Genomic DNA, 16,858 nt, shown 5'->3' on the forward strand with positions numbered 1-16,858 from the left:
CTTGTTGCGTATGTTTTATTATACAATATTACCTGGCAGTAATGGCAATAAAAAACGCGGCAGATGTGCCGCGCTCTTATCAATCATAGTCATAGATACTGGGAAGAACCGTAATGACCTAAAAAATTAATGAGAATAATGTGCAGAAAGCATCAATAGATTCATTCGATTGATCTGAAAATCATTACCATAGAAGACTGACAATTCAAAACATTCAGCATTGGACTGTCTTATCTCCCCAATACCAGTAAATACTACATCACTTGTTTCACCGCAGTATCTTTTTATATGGTGAAACAGCCCAAGGTAGTTTTGGCTATTCGCTCGAAATGCTTCCTCAAATTTAACAAGAACGTCGGTATCATTCTCATTAACAATGATAGTCGCTGTCAAATCGTTATTCAAAATGATTTCTTTGATTTTACCCATAAGTAATCTTGTCGTACCGTTATCATTTGAAGTTATCATACCAGGTGTTCGCTTCGGACAAGTTGGTCCTCTTACTCCAAACTTTGAAGCTTCATCAGCCTTCATTCCTCCGACAAGAACTAAACGCGTACTCGGTCTACTCCCGCTTTCGATCGTCGTTGGATTAGTTCTACGGTGCGAGCGTTTTTCTTTCAGCTGTTCCTTCTCTTTATCAGTCATTGTGTATTGCTTAAAGGCATCCTGCAACCGTCTCTTCTTTTGTTCATCGGATAATTCAGCTGCAATCACACTAGTTGTATCTATCCCATGTCTACCCTTAATTCTGTCAAACTTATGTAAACAACCGTCGATGTGATCTTCATTATTCCAGGTTTTGAGGTAACTTCTAACACCTGAACTATAAATAACTCTTGCATTACAATTAGGGGTAGGGCAGTACAGCCACCCTTTCAAATTATTCATATAGAACTTGGAGTTAATTTCACCCTTCTTGTATTCCTTAACTAAACCATCTTTAACAAATACCGCTGATAAAATGGGCATTTCGCCACCTGCTTTCATTTATTAGACCATGAAAGAAAAGGTATGCATACCCCGATACTCCTCTACCCTCCTCAGTGGGAAGGAACAATACTAAAGAATTAACTAGACACCATTGCTCAAAATAAAAATATTGCAATTACCATGAGCAATATGCTATCATCAAAGTCGTAGCCCATGACATGTGATAAAGCAATGTATAGAAAATCACAATTCATCAGATGCGTCAACATCTGAATGAAAGTTATTAGCATTAATCCAATTGCATATCCTTTCTCTATCGACCTGCTATTATGATAGCATGGTCTATTTGTGATTGTCAACAATAATTTATCTGATTCGTCACCAGACGCGCAAAACATGCCCTTAGTTTGATTTCATGTTAAATATGATATATTCCACCTTCCGAAGTTCAGAAGCCTTAGAAGCAAATCTGAAGCTTCACATTGAACTCCCCCTCCCTTCATACCTCAAAATGAACATAACTAAAAATTTCGACGAGTCAATGATCCTATTCCTATTTTTATATCGTGTCGTCGGATGTGCTGCCGCCATATAGCATATTCGAAATCAAAGAACGAGTAGATACTAGCCCCGTCCTTCCCTAACAAAAAAGCACTACCATATGGTAGCGCCGGAATCATCATATTGATTGAATCGCCTTCCTTAAATCCTGCTCAGACGGCTCTACATATCTCATTGTCGTTTGAATCGAATCAATGCCCTGCAAGCCTTGCAACGTTCTGGATCGACACACCTGCATTACCCAAGCTTTTGCAAAACGTATGCCGCAAAGAATGAATTGAGTGCTACCCTCCTAACTTCTCGCCTTCGCTAATCGTTCCAGTAGCCCACATCGCTCTATATAGCATTCCATCATAAACGCTATTGCTCTAGTTGTCATTTGACCCGATCGCTCCGATACGTATAAAAAAGTACTTTCCTGATGAATTGACTTATCACTTTGCGCTCGGTAATTCAACCAAGTCCTAGTTGCCTTCTTTTACTCATTTTGTAGCGGTACAGTTCTATATTTGACCTTAACAGTCAAAAACCGTTGCTGTGCCTATTTTCATCTCAATGTTGTCAATCTTCATATTGCAAAATCCTTCATTTCTAAGCCAGTCATTATTAGGATGAATTTGTTAATTCAATCGCTGAGAAAGAATCTAGGGATCAACCTTACACTCACAAGATAAATTTGTAGTATGCCACGAGTTACTATTAAAATTAAATACTACCAATTGCGGTGAAGTTGAACTCTCATTTTTTATTGTCCAATCCTTACATTTAGTACAATACTTTCTGCCAATCATAGTTTTTTTAAAGTTAATATCAAATTCTACAGATGAATTATGTCCTCTAATCCATATAACATCATTTGTTTGATATTGGTTTTGCAATAATTCTGTATGAATTTTCTCGAATGCTTCTCTATTATTTTTAGAGCCATGATGTGGGACTGTAAAGAAAACACTCCTTTCACCTCTTAAATTTAAAGTACAAGAAGCCAGATCGGAGTCGGCACTAAATAACACATAAGGTCCTCTTCTAGTTTCCAATACAATACTTTGCTTATTACTTGGACTAAGAAAAGTTTTATAACTTTTGTCAGGAATATAATGAAATATGTCTTCATCGTTAATATTTCTCTTTATTACCAATTCCTCTTTATGACATAAAGGTCTAATGAAATAATCATTTAAATCTGAATCGTATCCATCTTGAAATCTGAACCATCGTATTAAAGCATTCTTTAAATAGGCAGCTTGCGCAATTGAACTAATAATGGTCATACTAAATAAGCTATTAATAAATTCATTAAATTCATCTTCATTTAAATCAAAATCATCAATAATTAATTTAAAATACTTCATTAAAGGAGATGAATTTTCATAATAAAATTTTATTTCCCTAATCCAATTTCCAATAATATTGACATGTGGATTATTCAATAATTTATTCAACCAACTCTTAACATTATCAGGATCGTAATTAATAATTTCCCCAGTATCATCCGATTTACATTTGTCTTGACGTTTGTTTTGAATATATTTAAAAACTTTATTAATAATTTGATCTATTGATAAATCTTGAATTTCTAATAATTCATCTAACCAAGTTGCAGGTAACCATACCTCGTCACAAGAAAGATCTGAACATTTCAAGAAATCTTCAATGCCTTCGGAATGGTCCGCATCAGCATGAGTGCATACAACATAATTGACATGCCTGAGTCTTGTTTTTTCTTTAAATTTCTGACTAAAATATGGATTTCCAAAGCAATTTCTTCCTCCATCCACCAAAATAGATTTATTTTCGTACTCATACAAAAATGCGTCTCCTTCATAAACATCAAATGCTGTAAATTTTACATTCATATTATTCTCTCCAGCAATAATAGTAGTTGTTTTAATAGTTTTTCACTTTAGAAGTGCAGCAAATTTTTTATGATTACCTTGAAATACCCATGAGTGCAAAACAAATCAACTCCATTAAAAGATTGACAAATCACGGATTTGCCATATATTTAGATTCAATTATCTTTAATATTTCTTTAACTTGTCTGATAAAACAAGTTGTACTTTCATACTGCCCTTCTTCAAAAAAATGTACATTGCCTGATTCATTGACCAAAAAGTCTACTACCTTGATTGCGTCTAATAGAATGTGCGGCAAGCCGCTGATCTCCAAAGAATATCCTTTTGGGGTAAAGTGAACAAATTCATTCCTGATTTCATTTAGTCTTGATATTGAATAATCAATTTGTTTACTAGAAATGAAACCCTTGCTGTTTGTAAAATGATTCATTCTATCCGTTTGTATCTTCTTATATAGGTCTAAAAAGAAGTCTAAATAAACAGTAGGATATGGTGTGTTAGCTTCATAAGCTGCCAACCATTCCTTAGCAGATTTACTTTTCATAACATTTAATGAATTACTACCTTTCAGTGCTACTACCATAAATGCTTGAAGTGAGTTATGTACTGCGATTATTGCCCATTTCCATTGATATATGTCTTCGTTTGCTTCACATATAAATTGATAAGATTTTTCTAGCGCTTTTAGTGCTTCATGTCTTTCATCTGTCCTCAAGAAGTTATTTATGCAAACCAATCCTCCAAACTTATTAATAAGCATAACTAATTGGTGGCTAAAACCACATATATTAGTTGGTAAAATCTATAATACCATTTCCGTTCTTCAATGTATTAATTTTTACAGTCTGTCTTCGGATGCGCTACCCCCTTGGAGCATTTTTGAAATCTAAGAAAGAGTAGATTCTACCCCCGCCCTCCCCATACAAAAAAGCACTACCGCATGGTAGCACTAGATCAGCTTATATTGATTGTATTGCCTTCCGCAGATCCTGTTCTGACGGTTCAACATATCTCATTGTCGTTTGAATCGAATCATGACCTGCAAGTCGCGCAACGTTCTGGATCGGTACACCTGCATTTACTAAGCTCTTACAGAACGTATGGCGCAGAGAATGAAACGAGAGTTGTCCAATTAACTTCTCACCCTTCTCAGAGCGCGCCAAAAGCCCACACCGTTCCAAATATCCATCCATCATAAACGCTATTGCTCTTGTTGTCATTTGACCTGATCGCTCTGATACGAATAGAAAGGAACTGTCCTGGGGCTGATGCTTTTCACTTTGAGAACGGTAATTCAACCAATTCCTAATAGCCTTCTTCAGTTCATTGTGCAGGGGTACAGTTCTATACTTACCACCCTTACCGTCTACCACTGCAATCGTACCTGTCTTCATATCAATATGGTCAATTTTCAAATCACTTATCTCTTCAATGCGAAGCCCAGCATATAACGCCGCCATTATTACGGCTTTGTCCCTAGCTTGCTTGAACTCGTTCTTCTCAGTTTCCAAAGCATAGATTAAACGATTTTGTTCCTGATCCGTCAACCACTTTGGAGCATATGATTGTTGCACCCGCTTCATCTTTACTTTTAAAGCCGGATTTACTTTCCCGTGTCCTTTTTCAAACGACCAGCCGAAGAAAGTCTTCAATACTGCTAGAGCTTTATTGACTGTGGCAGGTTTCTGCTCCAATGTGTTCATTAAATAAGAGCGGTAGTCCATAATTTGAATTGAAGTCACATCATTCGGAACAAGCAGATTCCCTTCTGTTTGCTCATACCATTTAAAGAACTTTTTTAACTCACTACCATATGAACGTATTGTCTTTTCACCCTTGTCCTCATTCTGTAACCATGCCTGAAATTCCGTATGATAGTTATGTATCTTGAACACCCTTTTCTATTTTGTATTATCAGATGAATTAACAATATCAGAATAAGGTATTATCAGATGAATTGCCAATGGTTTTCAGGGATATTCATCTGATAATATTATTTATCAGCAGTATTTTTTCAACAAAATAAACCGCTGATACAATGCAGCGGCGGCTGTCGTCGGTTTTCTCAAATACTAGTGGCGCAAGGTCAGATTATCTTATAAGGAATGATATAAACTTCCAAATCAAATAAAGAACAATAACAACTGCAGGAATATAGATTAAACGTTTTAATTTCTTTGATATAGGCAAGTGAGGTGTCGATAAACTTAACATGAAATATAAATTAAATAATACTTTTTTTGAAATTTGTAATGGGGAAGACCATTGTTCAGGATGGTCAACTAAATCAAGTACAATTAATAACGCTCCTGTTAATATTGGATAAATAATCATATTTGCAACTTTTTTATTTATAAACCTTTTACTTTCCAGAATACCAAAAATACAAATTATTAATATAAAAATAATGAATACAATGCCTACTTTATCCACCTATTTTAATGCCCCTTTTTTTGTACTATCAAAACAATTATGCAAAAATGCCAAGCATTTGATGAATTACTGCTATCAATTATTGCGCTTTTAAAACCCTATAAACACCTTTTGAGACTATGGTGATTAAAGAAATTATCTTACCAATGACATATCCCAATAATTTAAAGATACAGTCTATAATAATTTCAAATATTAGCCAACCAATGAATCGACCTAGAATACCAATAATAGTTTCCATCTTTTTTCACCAACTTAATTAGGGGGTTCTCATATAACAAGCGTATATTAATTATTGCATTATCAACTTTATACTTGCAATGTGAATTAATGGATCAAGTTGAACTTACGGATCGCCATCGCGGTGAATAAGAAAAAACGCTCATACGATGCAGCGTCGAAGTGTTTCTACTTCATTTTTGCACTCCAAGGCATATCAACTTCACCGAAGCCTTCTGCACCTTTAATCTGTTTCTGTTTTGCAAGCCCGACTTCATTGGCATAGTAATCCAGCATACCAAAAACAGTAAACCGATGAAACGCGGCATCGAATGACGGTTCATTACGCGCATCAGGTCTTATCGGTCTAAGAACGACTGATGCACTACCTGTTCCATATCCATGCTCGTTTACGGGTACATTAAACTTTATGCACTCATTAAACCCATCTGCTACCGTAATTACAGTAACTATACCCATCCTCTTTGATGGAAAACGTGGATCAATTGACGTATTAATGGTTACGATCCACTCACCTCTATTATCTGTTAAACCATTTGCTGCGATGTGACCATTTCGATCAATGATAATTAGACGGGCATTATGTATAGGCTTAAATGATTCATCACTAAAAGGTTTCTCCTTCGTTCCATATCCATCCAACACAGTAGAAACTTTGAAATTCATGGTTGCTTCAATCGTATCTATTGCCGTACTTGCTTGAACGCAATCAATTGAAGATACCAATAAAACAAGAGCAACCGCGATACATCTAATAAACCGAATAATCAATTTCATCACCCTCTGTCTTCAGTAGCTGAAACAGTACCGCTTCATTTGGATTATCAAGCTTCATATCAACTTTGTTCACCGTCAACGCTTGTACGCCATTTCTTTGGGGTCTAGCAACAATCACAACTTGATTACCACTTGTCAGCACATTTTCAATATTCGCTTGCATAACAACTACCATGATTTGACCGATAAATCTTTCCCTCTCCGCATCTTGAGGTTGAGCCTGAACATTCATCAACTCTTCGCTCAAACCAAGATTATGGACGAAATCATAATAATTAGATAGGGCGGCTGTCGGTGTAGTAAACAAACGATGTTGAGCGTAATGCAAACGGTGCGGTATATATGACCATCGACCCGAAGCACTACTATGCCAGTAAGATTTATAAACCGGACGCTCCCAATCGGGTTTATCAAGCAGCACTTTATACGGAAGCTTATTGCCGCTTCTGAGTATTTCTTGTGGCGGTTTTAGCTCTGACGGAAACGCTCGTTGACCAAAAGGTGGCTCAGCGATATCCTTTGGCAAATCCGGCTCTAATCGTTTAAGCCGTTCCGTTAACTTATTTGCATCTTGCGATTGGTCTGGATGTGCAAGAGTAACATCCGGTTGCAGAAACAGGGATATTGAAAGCAATAAAAGCAGCAGTCGTGACATTGAAATCTCCTTCCTAATTTTGGATACTTTTATTTTCCCTTTTATCCTGAGAAATAAACAAAAAGACGCTTTTCAGCGTCTATTGAAAACTATGTTTTATCAAATTTGTTACAAAATATCAATTGCAGTAATTCCAAATGCTATATCACGACCTGTATGTACTTGAAACTTAACTCTCTCGTAACTCAGCTTTCCATTATTGCTAAATGTTACTTTATAGATGATTTCTACGAACCTTTCATCTTTCAATGCTGTCGAGTCATACTTGTACTCGTATACATTGTCTAGGTGTCTTGACGTTGGATTAGCATTAGTGCTGCTAATAAATCCATTACGATCGCCATTAAGCATGACCGCTTTTATATAACCATCAACTTGTTTCTTTGCTATTTCAACTGGATCATTGGCGCTCTTATAAAAGCCATAAAACATAAAGACTAGACAAACAGCTACGATTCCGAGTGCAATTTTTACTACATTTTTTGCAATTTTAATACGCTGCGTTTTCTGAATCTCCATATGCTTCCTCCTTAAAAATTACATTTTAATTATTTAATTCTGGTTTACCCCTTACATCAATTACATTCCACTCTTCATTATCAGCGCGCTCTAACCATTAAAGCTTATATTTTAAACTTTGATTTATCATATTGTGCCTGAGATAACGTATGAGTGCCAACAAATTGTAGAGCTAAATCTTTACCATCGCGCTTACATGCTTCACATCTGCCTACGACACTGACTTTTGATTGCTCAATACTTATATGTCCAAATGCACATTGATATTTAAACACCAGAAGATCAGGATTTCTTTGAGCATTTTTATTTAATTGATTGATTCATTTTTGTTTCCAGCTACTTTTCTTTTTCCTCATTTCCTCGCCTGCCCGTTTATAATTAAAAATACCTTTTATAAAAAATTACTTTTACTTTAATTTATAACATTGAATCTACGCTTACTTTATAACTCTTGGAAGCAGAAATATCATCAGCCGTCATTGCCTTGAATGTTTTTGTATCTCCTGCGCCAATATTGTTGACTACGCCTTGTGCTGTCGCAATCAATTTTTTATTTTCATCATAAAAACTAACCATAATTGTAAATGTGTGCGCTTGTGTATCGCCATTTGTTGCTTCACCAGTAATATCATAAATTCCAAGACTGTTCTTCTGCATCATAACGTTGCCAAATGTGATTTTCTTTTCGGCTGAAATAGTTGGTACAATTGCTTGAGTCACAACGTTTGTACTTGTACTTGAAAGCGGCGACAAGCCTGACAGACCACCAAAGTTTAATGACTTTCCTTTTAAGGCTACAGCTATGGCAAAACCAATAATTAAGATAATGAAATTGAATTTTATGAATCCGCGTGATAAATTCCTGAGTGCCATATTTGTTTCTTTGTCTACCGCCCAACTTATCAGAAAAACGATGTTTAACACTGGAATGCAGAGAAGAATGAAAACACCAACCCAATCGTTAACCGTTAGATGCACTTTGTTTTTAAACAAGCTGCTATCTCCCCTTCCCTAAACTAAACAGCGTCTTCTAGCCAACTTTCTTCTATCATGTCCCTGCGAATCTTTTTATCGTTTATGACCATTTCCTTCATTGTGTTTAGAAGAACTCCAATGTGAGCGTTAATAGCAAATTCTTCATCCATTGGTATAGTCGAAATCGTTGTTCCATCTGTTAATTTAGCATGAAACTTCAATTTACGTTTCACCGTAACACCGTCCAGTACTAAAGATTAACTTCAAATAAATGAAATTATGAATATTTACGTATTCTTCTATAGTCGGTAAAATCCGCGCTACCTGCATGTCGTTTGGGAACAGCTCATTTCTACCGTCTTTATTTCTCCCCATAATGACAGGCGCATTGGATGTAATATTAAAGCGTGAATCTTGTAATCTTGTCTAAAACCCTGCATCCTCCAAGCCTATAAATCTTGACAAATGGATCAAGAGGATAATTATTTGTTAGTCATGTATTCTCTCCTTACCGCCTTTTGTTTCTTTTAGATGTTCAAACGTCTTTATTCGTTTTTTTATTTGAACATATATCTGATTACATCAGCAAACCTTATGTGTCTTGTTGCTGTAAATTCAAACCGTACAACTGCTTCATTACCCGAATATCTACCTCTATTTTCTCTAACACTCACATCCAAATTGGTAACAGCTATATTCTTGAAATTTAAACTTTCAACATTGATATTCGTTTCTTTTGAGCCTCTGTCTGGAATGCTATCGTGTTCTTCTGCCTTAGCCTGATAATTTAGAGTATCTTTTCTCCCCACAGAGATAGATATTTTATCGCCTCTCTTTAATTCCATGCCATTAACATAACCAATAAATCCCCAACTGTTTCCAACATGTTCATTGGATACAATCTCCACTTTCCTTAAAGAGATATCCATAATTATTGGGTCATCTGTAGAAAGGCTGGCTTCATCACTCGCCTTAGAATACCCTCCGCTAAGTACTAAAAAGAACAATGCAAGTATAATAAATATCACTGCAATAATTCCCCTATTTCTCTTTATATACTCAAGTTGCATTAATCACCTTCCTACTCCGAATGTTCAATATATATTACAACAAGATAATGAAAAGGAATTTCTACTCTTCAACAATAAAATCAATAAGACTGCCATTTACTACTTTTATGGTATCTGTATTCACTTCAATTTCTGCATATTTCCCGTCAACATTATGTGGATTTAGAGCTATTTGGGGTACTATTACTTCTTGTACATCAACAATTACGGATAGACCTTGGTATCTCAAATCACCCGTTAGAAGTCTATTAGACACTTCAGAATTGGGAGTTGTTTTCAAAATTAGTTGGAATCCTTCGGAGCTTTCTAATTTGGAAATCAAAATACCATCTTGTTGATATACATCATCTAGGTAACTGTTTTTAAAGAGTACAGTTTTATTTTTCAAAGCGCTTTGTATTTTAACAGTAAGTTGATCTTGGAAATTTTCTTCCCAGTTCATCATCGCATTATGCTTCAATCCTAACTCATCCTGTTTTTGCTTAATTATCTCATCTTTTTTGATTTGAGATTCTGAGATACTTGGAGTGTTATCAGTACAAGCAGAAGCAAAGATAATAATTAGAACCAGCACAAAATATCTAGATAATAATTTTAAAATAAGAGTCCCTCCAATTTCCCTGAAATGAAACATGCTTATTATTCAAAAATTCGTTCACTTTCTTTCATTTTTTCCTCAAGCTTTTGGCTAACAAATTTAGAAACTTCTGACTGTAATTGATTTGCAAGAACTTTAATATGATCCGTATAGCTTCCTGCATCATATTTATTATAATAAATATAACTATTAATTAGATTTTTTCTTATGATATAAAGCTCTTCATTATCTCCTAAAAGTGTTTTCAGAAAATCATTCCAAGACTTGTGTTGGCGTGTTGAATTACATTGTTTGCAGGAAGGAACAATATTCCCCCAAGCATGTAGTCCTCCATGGTCTTTATTCATAGGAATAAGATGATCCTTATCCCATTGTTTGTCCCGAAGTCCATCTCCGCAATAACAACATTGCCCATCAAAGTAATCTAGAATCATTTCGATATGAACTCTGTCATTAAAAGGTTGAAGACCTCGATTAATATCATAGTTTCTACCCATTTTTCTAAGAAAGGCTCTCACTGCTTGACTTGCTGCCTGTGCAGGTGAAGACATTAAAACCACCCCCATTAAATAGCCATTTTATTGCGCTCTCTTTATCTTACTTAAATAATATTCTTCAGTATTTATAAAGTCTCTTTTGCAAATGTGCTTGTAACCATATCGCAAATGACCGTAACTAAACACTTTTGAACAAATTGGACAAAGTACCTTAGTTGTCTTTAACATCTAATAGATATCTCCTTTTAAAACAGTCATTTTAACGATCACTTAACCATTATCTTCACTTTAGTTCCATCTGGATAATTCTCTAACTGATTACCTACCCATGATCCAGCTCCACGATTGTCAGAAGGGGTTATGTAGGCTATATCTGCACCAGTTCCACCTTCTGCACACATTGCCATTGGGAACTCATCCCTGTCTTTATTGGGCTTTGTAGGGATATTCTTTAATGATTCCTTGCGATTCTCTTCTGCACCTTTGCGATCAATTGTACACACTGGAGTTTCACCATGCTCAATAGCAGCTTTAATATGCGCGGCAGTTTCTGGAAAACGATCTGCTGGTAGTATTATAGTATATTGAGTTGAAGTGTCTTGGTTTTGTAAAGAAGAGTCTTGAGGGAATAAGCCTATTTTATAAAAGTAAGACAAGCTTATTAATAGAAGTACGACTATTGATAAATATATTAATTTCTTTTTCATAGAACCTACCTTGAAATGGATTATTTATAATTATTTATCAACTATTTAATATTATTATTCAGTCGGTAACGTATCCGTTATATACTTTCACTTAAATCACTCCACTTCTGTAGCGCACCATGCTCTAATCTAAATAACCTGTCTAGAATAAAACTGCAATTGCTGCCCTATACCTTTACCAAGAAGTGGCACGCTCCATTTTATGTCCTGTTCTATTAATCTAGGTATTATATGTGAGCGATAATTCATTCCAGCATAAAAGTCCACATTTTTTAGTCCCAAACTGATGATTTGATCCGCTACGTTCCTAGACCATATTTTCTTTTCAGTCGACTTCATTTTGTTAAGTGTAACGTCATAAGGCTCAATTACCTCGTCCTTGTTTAACAAACCATACTTCGCCGAGAGTATAAACCAATCGTCATACCCTTGAAGCTCGATATATTTAATAGCTTTGCTAAATAAGGCTGATTTAAGATACATTTCTCTTGCCGGACAAGTATACTCTTGTTTTAATTTCGTACAACTAATCAATGCATACATATTATTGCTCCCTTTCATACCCAAGCATTATAGCTTATAGTTGCAAGAAATGTGCTTTTATTTTTAGTGATTCCACTTTTCCATTGGCATACGCAACTTGTAAGCTTTCTTTGTCAAACTTACCATTTGATTTGTGAATTAACCTATGGTGGGTTGGGCAAACGATCAATATGTTCTCCGGCTTGTTGTTTTGTGTCAAAGAAAATTCCTCAATGTGGTGCGCTTCAACAACTGATTCCCCATATTCTTTGATGCTGTTAAATCCACATATCTGACAGCTATGATTACAGCGCTCTTTTAAATCATTGATGATTCTCTTATTGTATTTTCTAATCTTAATTAAGCCTTGCTTAACGTCTATTCCGGCATTGGAATCTAATTGATTAAGATATTCGTTGAACTGTTCATCAGACATTTCAAGGAGGCTATTTTCAAATTCCCTTTCACCTGTGCGCAAACGCTCTCTTTTAAATTGCTGTATGGCGGCTTTAGGTGGGTTTGCTGTAAGATACGTTACAACTTCATGTATCGCTTGTTCACTGTCACGATACCCTTCATCAAGCGAAACTATTTCAAAACCCAAGTTCTTAATATATGAATTTGCTGCTGAACTACCCTTCCCACCACTGAAATCGGTATATCCAGTAGCTTGACGAATAATCTCTTTAATAGGATAAATTTGATCTTGCCACAGAATAGCATACTTATGGTTTTTGTTATTTATCCAACGCTCCCAATTTGGTTCGTGCCTTATAACATCATCAAATTTTTTTAATGCATTTTCTACCTGCTCAACAGTTGCATAAGGGATAGTCATGGTGTTTACTCCTTACTTTGTAAGTCTCATACAACTGATTATAATCCTTGAATTTAATTAAGGATAGCTATTTGCAATCTTCTGGTTTCTTATCAGACAAGAATCCTCTGAAATAGTTCTCCTCAACTGATGTAAGTCCGTCCATTCAAAATATTCAATCTGGCAACATAACAAAAAAGCCGCATATACGATGTGGCGGCTCAATCAAACTTCTCTTTTATTGAATTAATGATCCCAGTAAGCTCACACTAACGAAAGAAAATGAGTGTCATTTTCTGAATCATCTTTTACCGAAAACCCGAATGAGCGATAAACAAATCAGCAACAATTTTATCAGTCTTTAACACAAGCATTTGAAAGTAATTTCTAGCTTCTGCAATAACTGAATCCATTAGCATTCGTCCTATTCCCGGCGTACACTTGGTGAGACATAAAGCCGACGAACACGACCAACTTCTATGTTATCTGAATGCGGGTCTTGATTCAATCCGCAAACTCCTACAATATCGCCGTTTTTAATGGCTAGAAAGAGTGCTTCCCCGTCCAAATCGAATTTATTTGTTCCAGTTTAGTTTCATACTCGGTTACCAACGTTGTCCTGATGCTATCGTTCTGTCCAGACGATATGACATTAGTCTCTTCGGTTGATCCCATAAAATAATAAAACCGCGATCTACGCGGCATTTAATGAGTTATTGTTCTTGTCACCCGACACCATCTTTTACTTCCCAACATCAAAAAGGCTTGGCAAACCAGATAAAACGAAATAACTTTTTATTCTAATAAAAGATACATCACATACCCAGTTTTATTTGCGGGTATTAAATTCACTTTTGCATATCTCCCTCGTTTATTGTTAGGGTCATTCGGCTCTGGCTCTACCTCTAAAACCTCTACTTCCGAACCCTCATCTAAAATTATTAAACTCCCTGATTGGACTAACTGTTTAATTCCTGCATTATTTTGACTTATAGCCATAGAAACCATAGTATCGTATGCTTTCTTATTCTGAGCAAGAAAGCCCCCACTTCCCATACTCGCTGTGGATCCCACAGTTATTTCTCGACGCTTTTGATCTGATTCATTACTACATGCAATACAAGCAAAAAAAATGAAAAACAAAATGACTGAGCTTTTTAATACTTTAGATTTAAGTATGTACATAGATGTCTACCCCCTAGAACTTCTTCAAACTGATTATAAGAAAAGGTGTTATCGGCACAATCTTGATCGAGCCGAGCAACTTATAGCGTCGATACTCATATGGTATTGAATTTAGGGTAATTGCAGAGGTGCATCACAATCGCATTTTTAACATCTACAAGCTTTTCATCGTCAGTCAGCCATAACTTATAAATATCAAAATCAGCAATGTTTGTATCCTGTAGAAATTGCACCAAAAGAGCTGTTGCAGTTTTCATTCAACTTATGTGCTTCCTTTAAACTACTGCCGCGGTTCTTTTTTAATCCCTGGAGCAACCCCTGCCTTAATCCACCATGCAGTCATATCCGGGCAATCAACTCCTACTATGCACGACTTAGGCATTATTCGATTTCTATTTTCTGTATATATGCGTAACCACTTGGCATATGTCGCTGAATTATAATAATTCTTTATCGTAATCATCACTCTATTGTATAGAGCTTGGTCGTATAGACTTTCATTCTGCTTCAACCAATCATAATATACCTGAACCACTTTATTCTTAGCATCGTTGTTTTCTAGTGCGTAAATTACGGCTTTTTCAATTAATGTTGCGTTCCCATCTGGAACAAATGGATCCGCTCCGGCTGCTAATAATATTGGGATAGATTCGGTATTACTGAATGCTTGTGCAAAACCGAGAGGAGTGTTTCCATTCGTTGTAACTGCATTAACATTAGCACCTTTGTCAATAAGAGTATTTATTATGTATATGGAATTAGAACCAGGCTTTTCAATTGCGTACATTAAAGCTGTAGTGTCTGTCATGTTAACTTTATTTATATCAGCTCCCTTGGCAATAAGATCTTGAATTAAGTTTAATTGACCGTTCTTTGCTGCAAGCATTAGCTTTGTATTGCCCTCAGCATCAGTAGCATTGATGCCGTCATTGGAATTGAACTGATATGACTTTAGATGATCTCTATAGGCTTCTTGTAATTCAGTATATTTTAGAGAACCCCAAACCGAAACCACATCGGGAATCTCTGGATGTCGAATCGCTATATTATTCGATACTGCATAATAGGTATCTTTACTAGGGACAAATTCATATAAGTAATATGAAGCCCCACTTAAATTTTTCTTTTTGTCCAGATGCCAAGACTTTGACGCAAAGGCAATCAGTACTTCATCGTTTTGATAGTGGTAGACATCATAGACGATGCAATCATTACAATATTGTTTAAGATCAGATTGATACTTCTCTTGATTAGGGTCTGGTTTTTCAGCCACAGTCGTAGACTTGAACGAGTCCAGAGTTGAACATCCCTCTGCTGCAGACAAAACCAAAGTAGCAAGCAAAACTCTTCCTAAAATTGACTTTTTATTCATTAGTAGCTCCTATGATGAGGAAATTCACTATTATATAAAATTGGAAACCGACGATTTATTCTATTGAGAGTTTGTTTTTTTACAATGGTTTTCGTATTGTACCAATAAGGTAAATTCAATAAAGTAAACATATACACCTTTATTTCACGACACTACATCTGTGCCAAAAATAGCGGGGAGTTTGTTTCAGCTTATCCCATTAACGAAATGGTACCACAAATGAAGTACTGATTTATCACATTTAGACGTTTATTTTTTCAAACTGCCCGTTTGTTGAATGAAATCCATGTTTTATTTAATTCAGTTGGTATTTTTCAGGAAGCACGTTTAGACCTTCTTTAGAAAGTAGATTATGATTCAACAAGTGCTTTGAAACAAGCATCATGTATTGTTCACATAAAGTAAAGTAATCTGTATGCTTCAAGTTTCTTTCAACTAACATCCGAATTTCTTGTTCTGCCCTTTTAATAAACAGTGCAACATCATCGTGTGATTCACTGATGAAAAGACAAATGGAGTTGTTTATGTATGAAATAAGTTTATGATAGACTGAATTTCTTTCAAGTCCAGTAAATGGAATTGTTTCTCGCTTATTCAGCACTTTAATTATGTTCATAATTTCTTCCTTCATAGATTTCACTCCACCATGCTTTATTTGGCTTTCTCGATGAAATGGTCATAAAGAAGACCACTTTTGTCATGTTCAGGCTCATTTGGTTCATACCAATCCTTATGCCCCTGATCTACCTCTATCCTAGTGCATTTGCCGAAAGCGCATCCGCAAGTACCTTTATCTAGCCAAAAAAAACAATATTTCTTTGGACATTGCATCAGCCATTTTCCTTTCAATGAAATTGCTCATTTATACCAAACGGAAATTCAAGTCCCTTCATTTCCAATTAACAATAATAGAAATTAAAATAATAATCATTAGAATGATTAAAAAAACTCCCATGACTTTTGTCATTAGTAAATCTGCATTTCGGGGTTCACGTACTTTGGTTGATGTTTGAAAACCATGTTTCCACACCCAATATGGATTTACGATAGCTAACACTCCATAAGAGATTATAGCACCAAAGAAAAGTATTAAAAATATTCTCGTTTCCATAGAACACCTACCGTAACCAAGGTAATATTT

At 35.6% G+C, this 16,858-nt stretch carries 22 protein-coding genes; all 22 read right to left on the reverse strand.

Translation table 11 applies throughout. The features are described 5' to 3' along the window. Positions 1-126 precede the first annotated feature (126 nt). On the reverse strand, positions 127-972 hold the full coding sequence (locus AC58QC_RS17970) for a hypothetical protein (RefSeq protein ID WP_497416499.1): 846 nt from the start codon (positions 970-972) through the stop codon (positions 127-129). A 1,166-nt stretch (positions 973-2,138) separates the two neighbouring features. After that, positions 2,139-3,350, reverse strand: a complete 1,212-nt coding sequence (locus AC58QC_RS17975; RefSeq protein ID WP_497416500.1) for an MBL fold metallo-hydrolase — start codon at positions 3,348-3,350, stop codon at positions 2,139-2,141. 130 nt (positions 3,351-3,480) lie between these two features. Then, positions 3,481-4,086 (reverse strand): hypothetical protein, encoded by a 606-nt coding sequence (locus tag AC58QC_RS17980; protein ID WP_497416501.1) that lies wholly within the window; start codon positions 4,084-4,086, stop codon positions 3,481-3,483. Positions 4,087-4,309: 223 nt separating this feature from the next. Further along, positions 4,310-5,245, reverse strand: a complete 936-nt coding sequence (locus AC58QC_RS17985) for a tyrosine-type recombinase/integrase (protein WP_497416502.1) — start codon at positions 5,243-5,245, stop codon at positions 4,310-4,312. Positions 5,246-5,441: 196 nt separating this feature from the next. After that, positions 5,442-5,783: a hypothetical protein gene (locus tag AC58QC_RS17990; RefSeq protein ID WP_497416503.1), complete on the reverse strand. Its 342-nt coding sequence runs from the start codon at positions 5,781-5,783 to the stop codon at positions 5,442-5,444. 408 nt (positions 5,784-6,191) lie between these two features. Further along, a complete protein-coding gene (locus AC58QC_RS17995; protein ID WP_497416504.1) occupies positions 6,192-6,800 on the reverse strand; it encodes a hypothetical protein in 609 nt (202 codons plus the stop codon). Further along, complete coding sequence (locus tag AC58QC_RS18000; protein ID WP_497416505.1) at positions 6,775-7,455, reverse strand: hypothetical protein; 681 nt, start codon at positions 7,453-7,455, stop codon at positions 6,775-6,777. The genes AC58QC_RS17995 and AC58QC_RS18000 overlap by 26 nt, the downstream gene beginning before the upstream one ends. A 108-nt stretch (positions 7,456-7,563) precedes the next feature. Then, positions 7,564-7,974 (reverse strand): hypothetical protein, encoded by a 411-nt coding sequence (locus AC58QC_RS18005; protein ID WP_497416506.1) that lies wholly within the window; start codon positions 7,972-7,974, stop codon positions 7,564-7,566. 417 nt (positions 7,975-8,391) lie between these two features. Beyond that, positions 8,392-8,967, reverse strand: a complete 576-nt coding sequence (locus tag AC58QC_RS18010) for an FxLYD domain-containing protein (RefSeq protein WP_497416507.1) — start codon at positions 8,965-8,967, stop codon at positions 8,392-8,394. 23 nt (positions 8,968-8,990) lie between these two features. After that, entirely contained in the window at positions 8,991-9,182 is a 192-nt protein-coding gene (locus tag AC58QC_RS18015) for a hypothetical protein (protein WP_497416508.1), read from the reverse strand. 324 nt (positions 9,183-9,506) lie between these two features. After that, positions 9,507-10,019 carry a hypothetical protein gene (locus AC58QC_RS18020; RefSeq protein WP_497416509.1) on the reverse strand — a complete coding sequence of 171 codons (513 nt, stop codon included), beginning with the start codon at positions 10,017-10,019 and terminating at the stop codon, positions 9,507-9,509. Between the two features lie 61 nt (positions 10,020-10,080). Beyond that, entirely contained in the window at positions 10,081-10,653 is a 573-nt protein-coding gene (locus tag AC58QC_RS18025; protein ID WP_497416510.1) for a hypothetical protein, read from the reverse strand. Between the two features lie 5 nt (positions 10,654-10,658). After that, the gene (locus AC58QC_RS18030) at positions 10,659-11,168 is read right to left on the reverse strand and encodes an HNH endonuclease (RefSeq protein ID WP_497416511.1); all 510 of its coding nucleotides are present in this window, start codon (positions 11,166-11,168) and stop codon (positions 10,659-10,661) included. A gap of 212 nt (positions 11,169-11,380) precedes the next feature. Continuing rightward, entirely contained in the window at positions 11,381-11,821 is a 441-nt protein-coding gene (locus AC58QC_RS18035; RefSeq protein ID WP_497416512.1) for a NucA/NucB deoxyribonuclease domain-containing protein, read from the reverse strand. A gap of 129 nt (positions 11,822-11,950) precedes the next feature. Continuing rightward, a complete protein-coding gene (locus tag AC58QC_RS18040) occupies positions 11,951-12,364 on the reverse strand; it encodes a DUF6884 domain-containing protein (protein ID WP_497416513.1) in 414 nt (137 codons plus the stop codon). A gap of 34 nt (positions 12,365-12,398) precedes the next feature. After that, positions 12,399-13,181: an HNH endonuclease gene (locus tag AC58QC_RS18045; protein WP_497416514.1), complete on the reverse strand. Its 783-nt coding sequence runs from the start codon at positions 13,179-13,181 to the stop codon at positions 12,399-12,401. Positions 13,182-13,584: 403 nt separating this feature from the next. Continuing rightward, positions 13,585-13,728, reverse strand: coding sequence for a GNAT family N-acetyltransferase (locus tag AC58QC_RS18050; protein WP_497416515.1), 144 nt, complete (start codon positions 13,726-13,728; stop codon positions 13,585-13,587). Between the two features lie 227 nt (positions 13,729-13,955). Continuing rightward, positions 13,956-14,345 (reverse strand): hypothetical protein, encoded by a 390-nt coding sequence (locus AC58QC_RS18055; protein WP_497416516.1) that lies wholly within the window; start codon positions 14,343-14,345, stop codon positions 13,956-13,958. 95 nt (positions 14,346-14,440) lie between these two features. Continuing rightward, positions 14,441-14,602 carry a hypothetical protein gene (locus AC58QC_RS18060; RefSeq protein ID WP_497416517.1) on the reverse strand — a complete coding sequence of 54 codons (162 nt, stop codon included), beginning with the start codon at positions 14,600-14,602 and terminating at the stop codon, positions 14,441-14,443. A 23-nt stretch (positions 14,603-14,625) separates the two neighbouring features. Beyond that, positions 14,626-15,717, reverse strand: coding sequence for an ankyrin repeat domain-containing protein (locus AC58QC_RS18065; RefSeq protein ID WP_497416518.1), 1,092 nt, complete (start codon positions 15,715-15,717; stop codon positions 14,626-14,628). A 295-nt stretch (positions 15,718-16,012) separates the two neighbouring features. Next, the gene (locus AC58QC_RS18070; RefSeq protein WP_497416519.1) at positions 16,013-16,348 is read right to left on the reverse strand and encodes a hypothetical protein; all 336 of its coding nucleotides are present in this window, start codon (positions 16,346-16,348) and stop codon (positions 16,013-16,015) included. A 258-nt stretch (positions 16,349-16,606) separates the two neighbouring features. After that, the gene (locus tag AC58QC_RS18075) at positions 16,607-16,828 is read right to left on the reverse strand and encodes a DUF6199 family natural product biosynthesis protein (protein WP_497416520.1); all 222 of its coding nucleotides are present in this window, start codon (positions 16,826-16,828) and stop codon (positions 16,607-16,609) included. Positions 16,829-16,858 lie beyond the last annotated feature (30 nt).

The organism is Paenibacillus sp. J22P51, assembly GCF_059692215.1.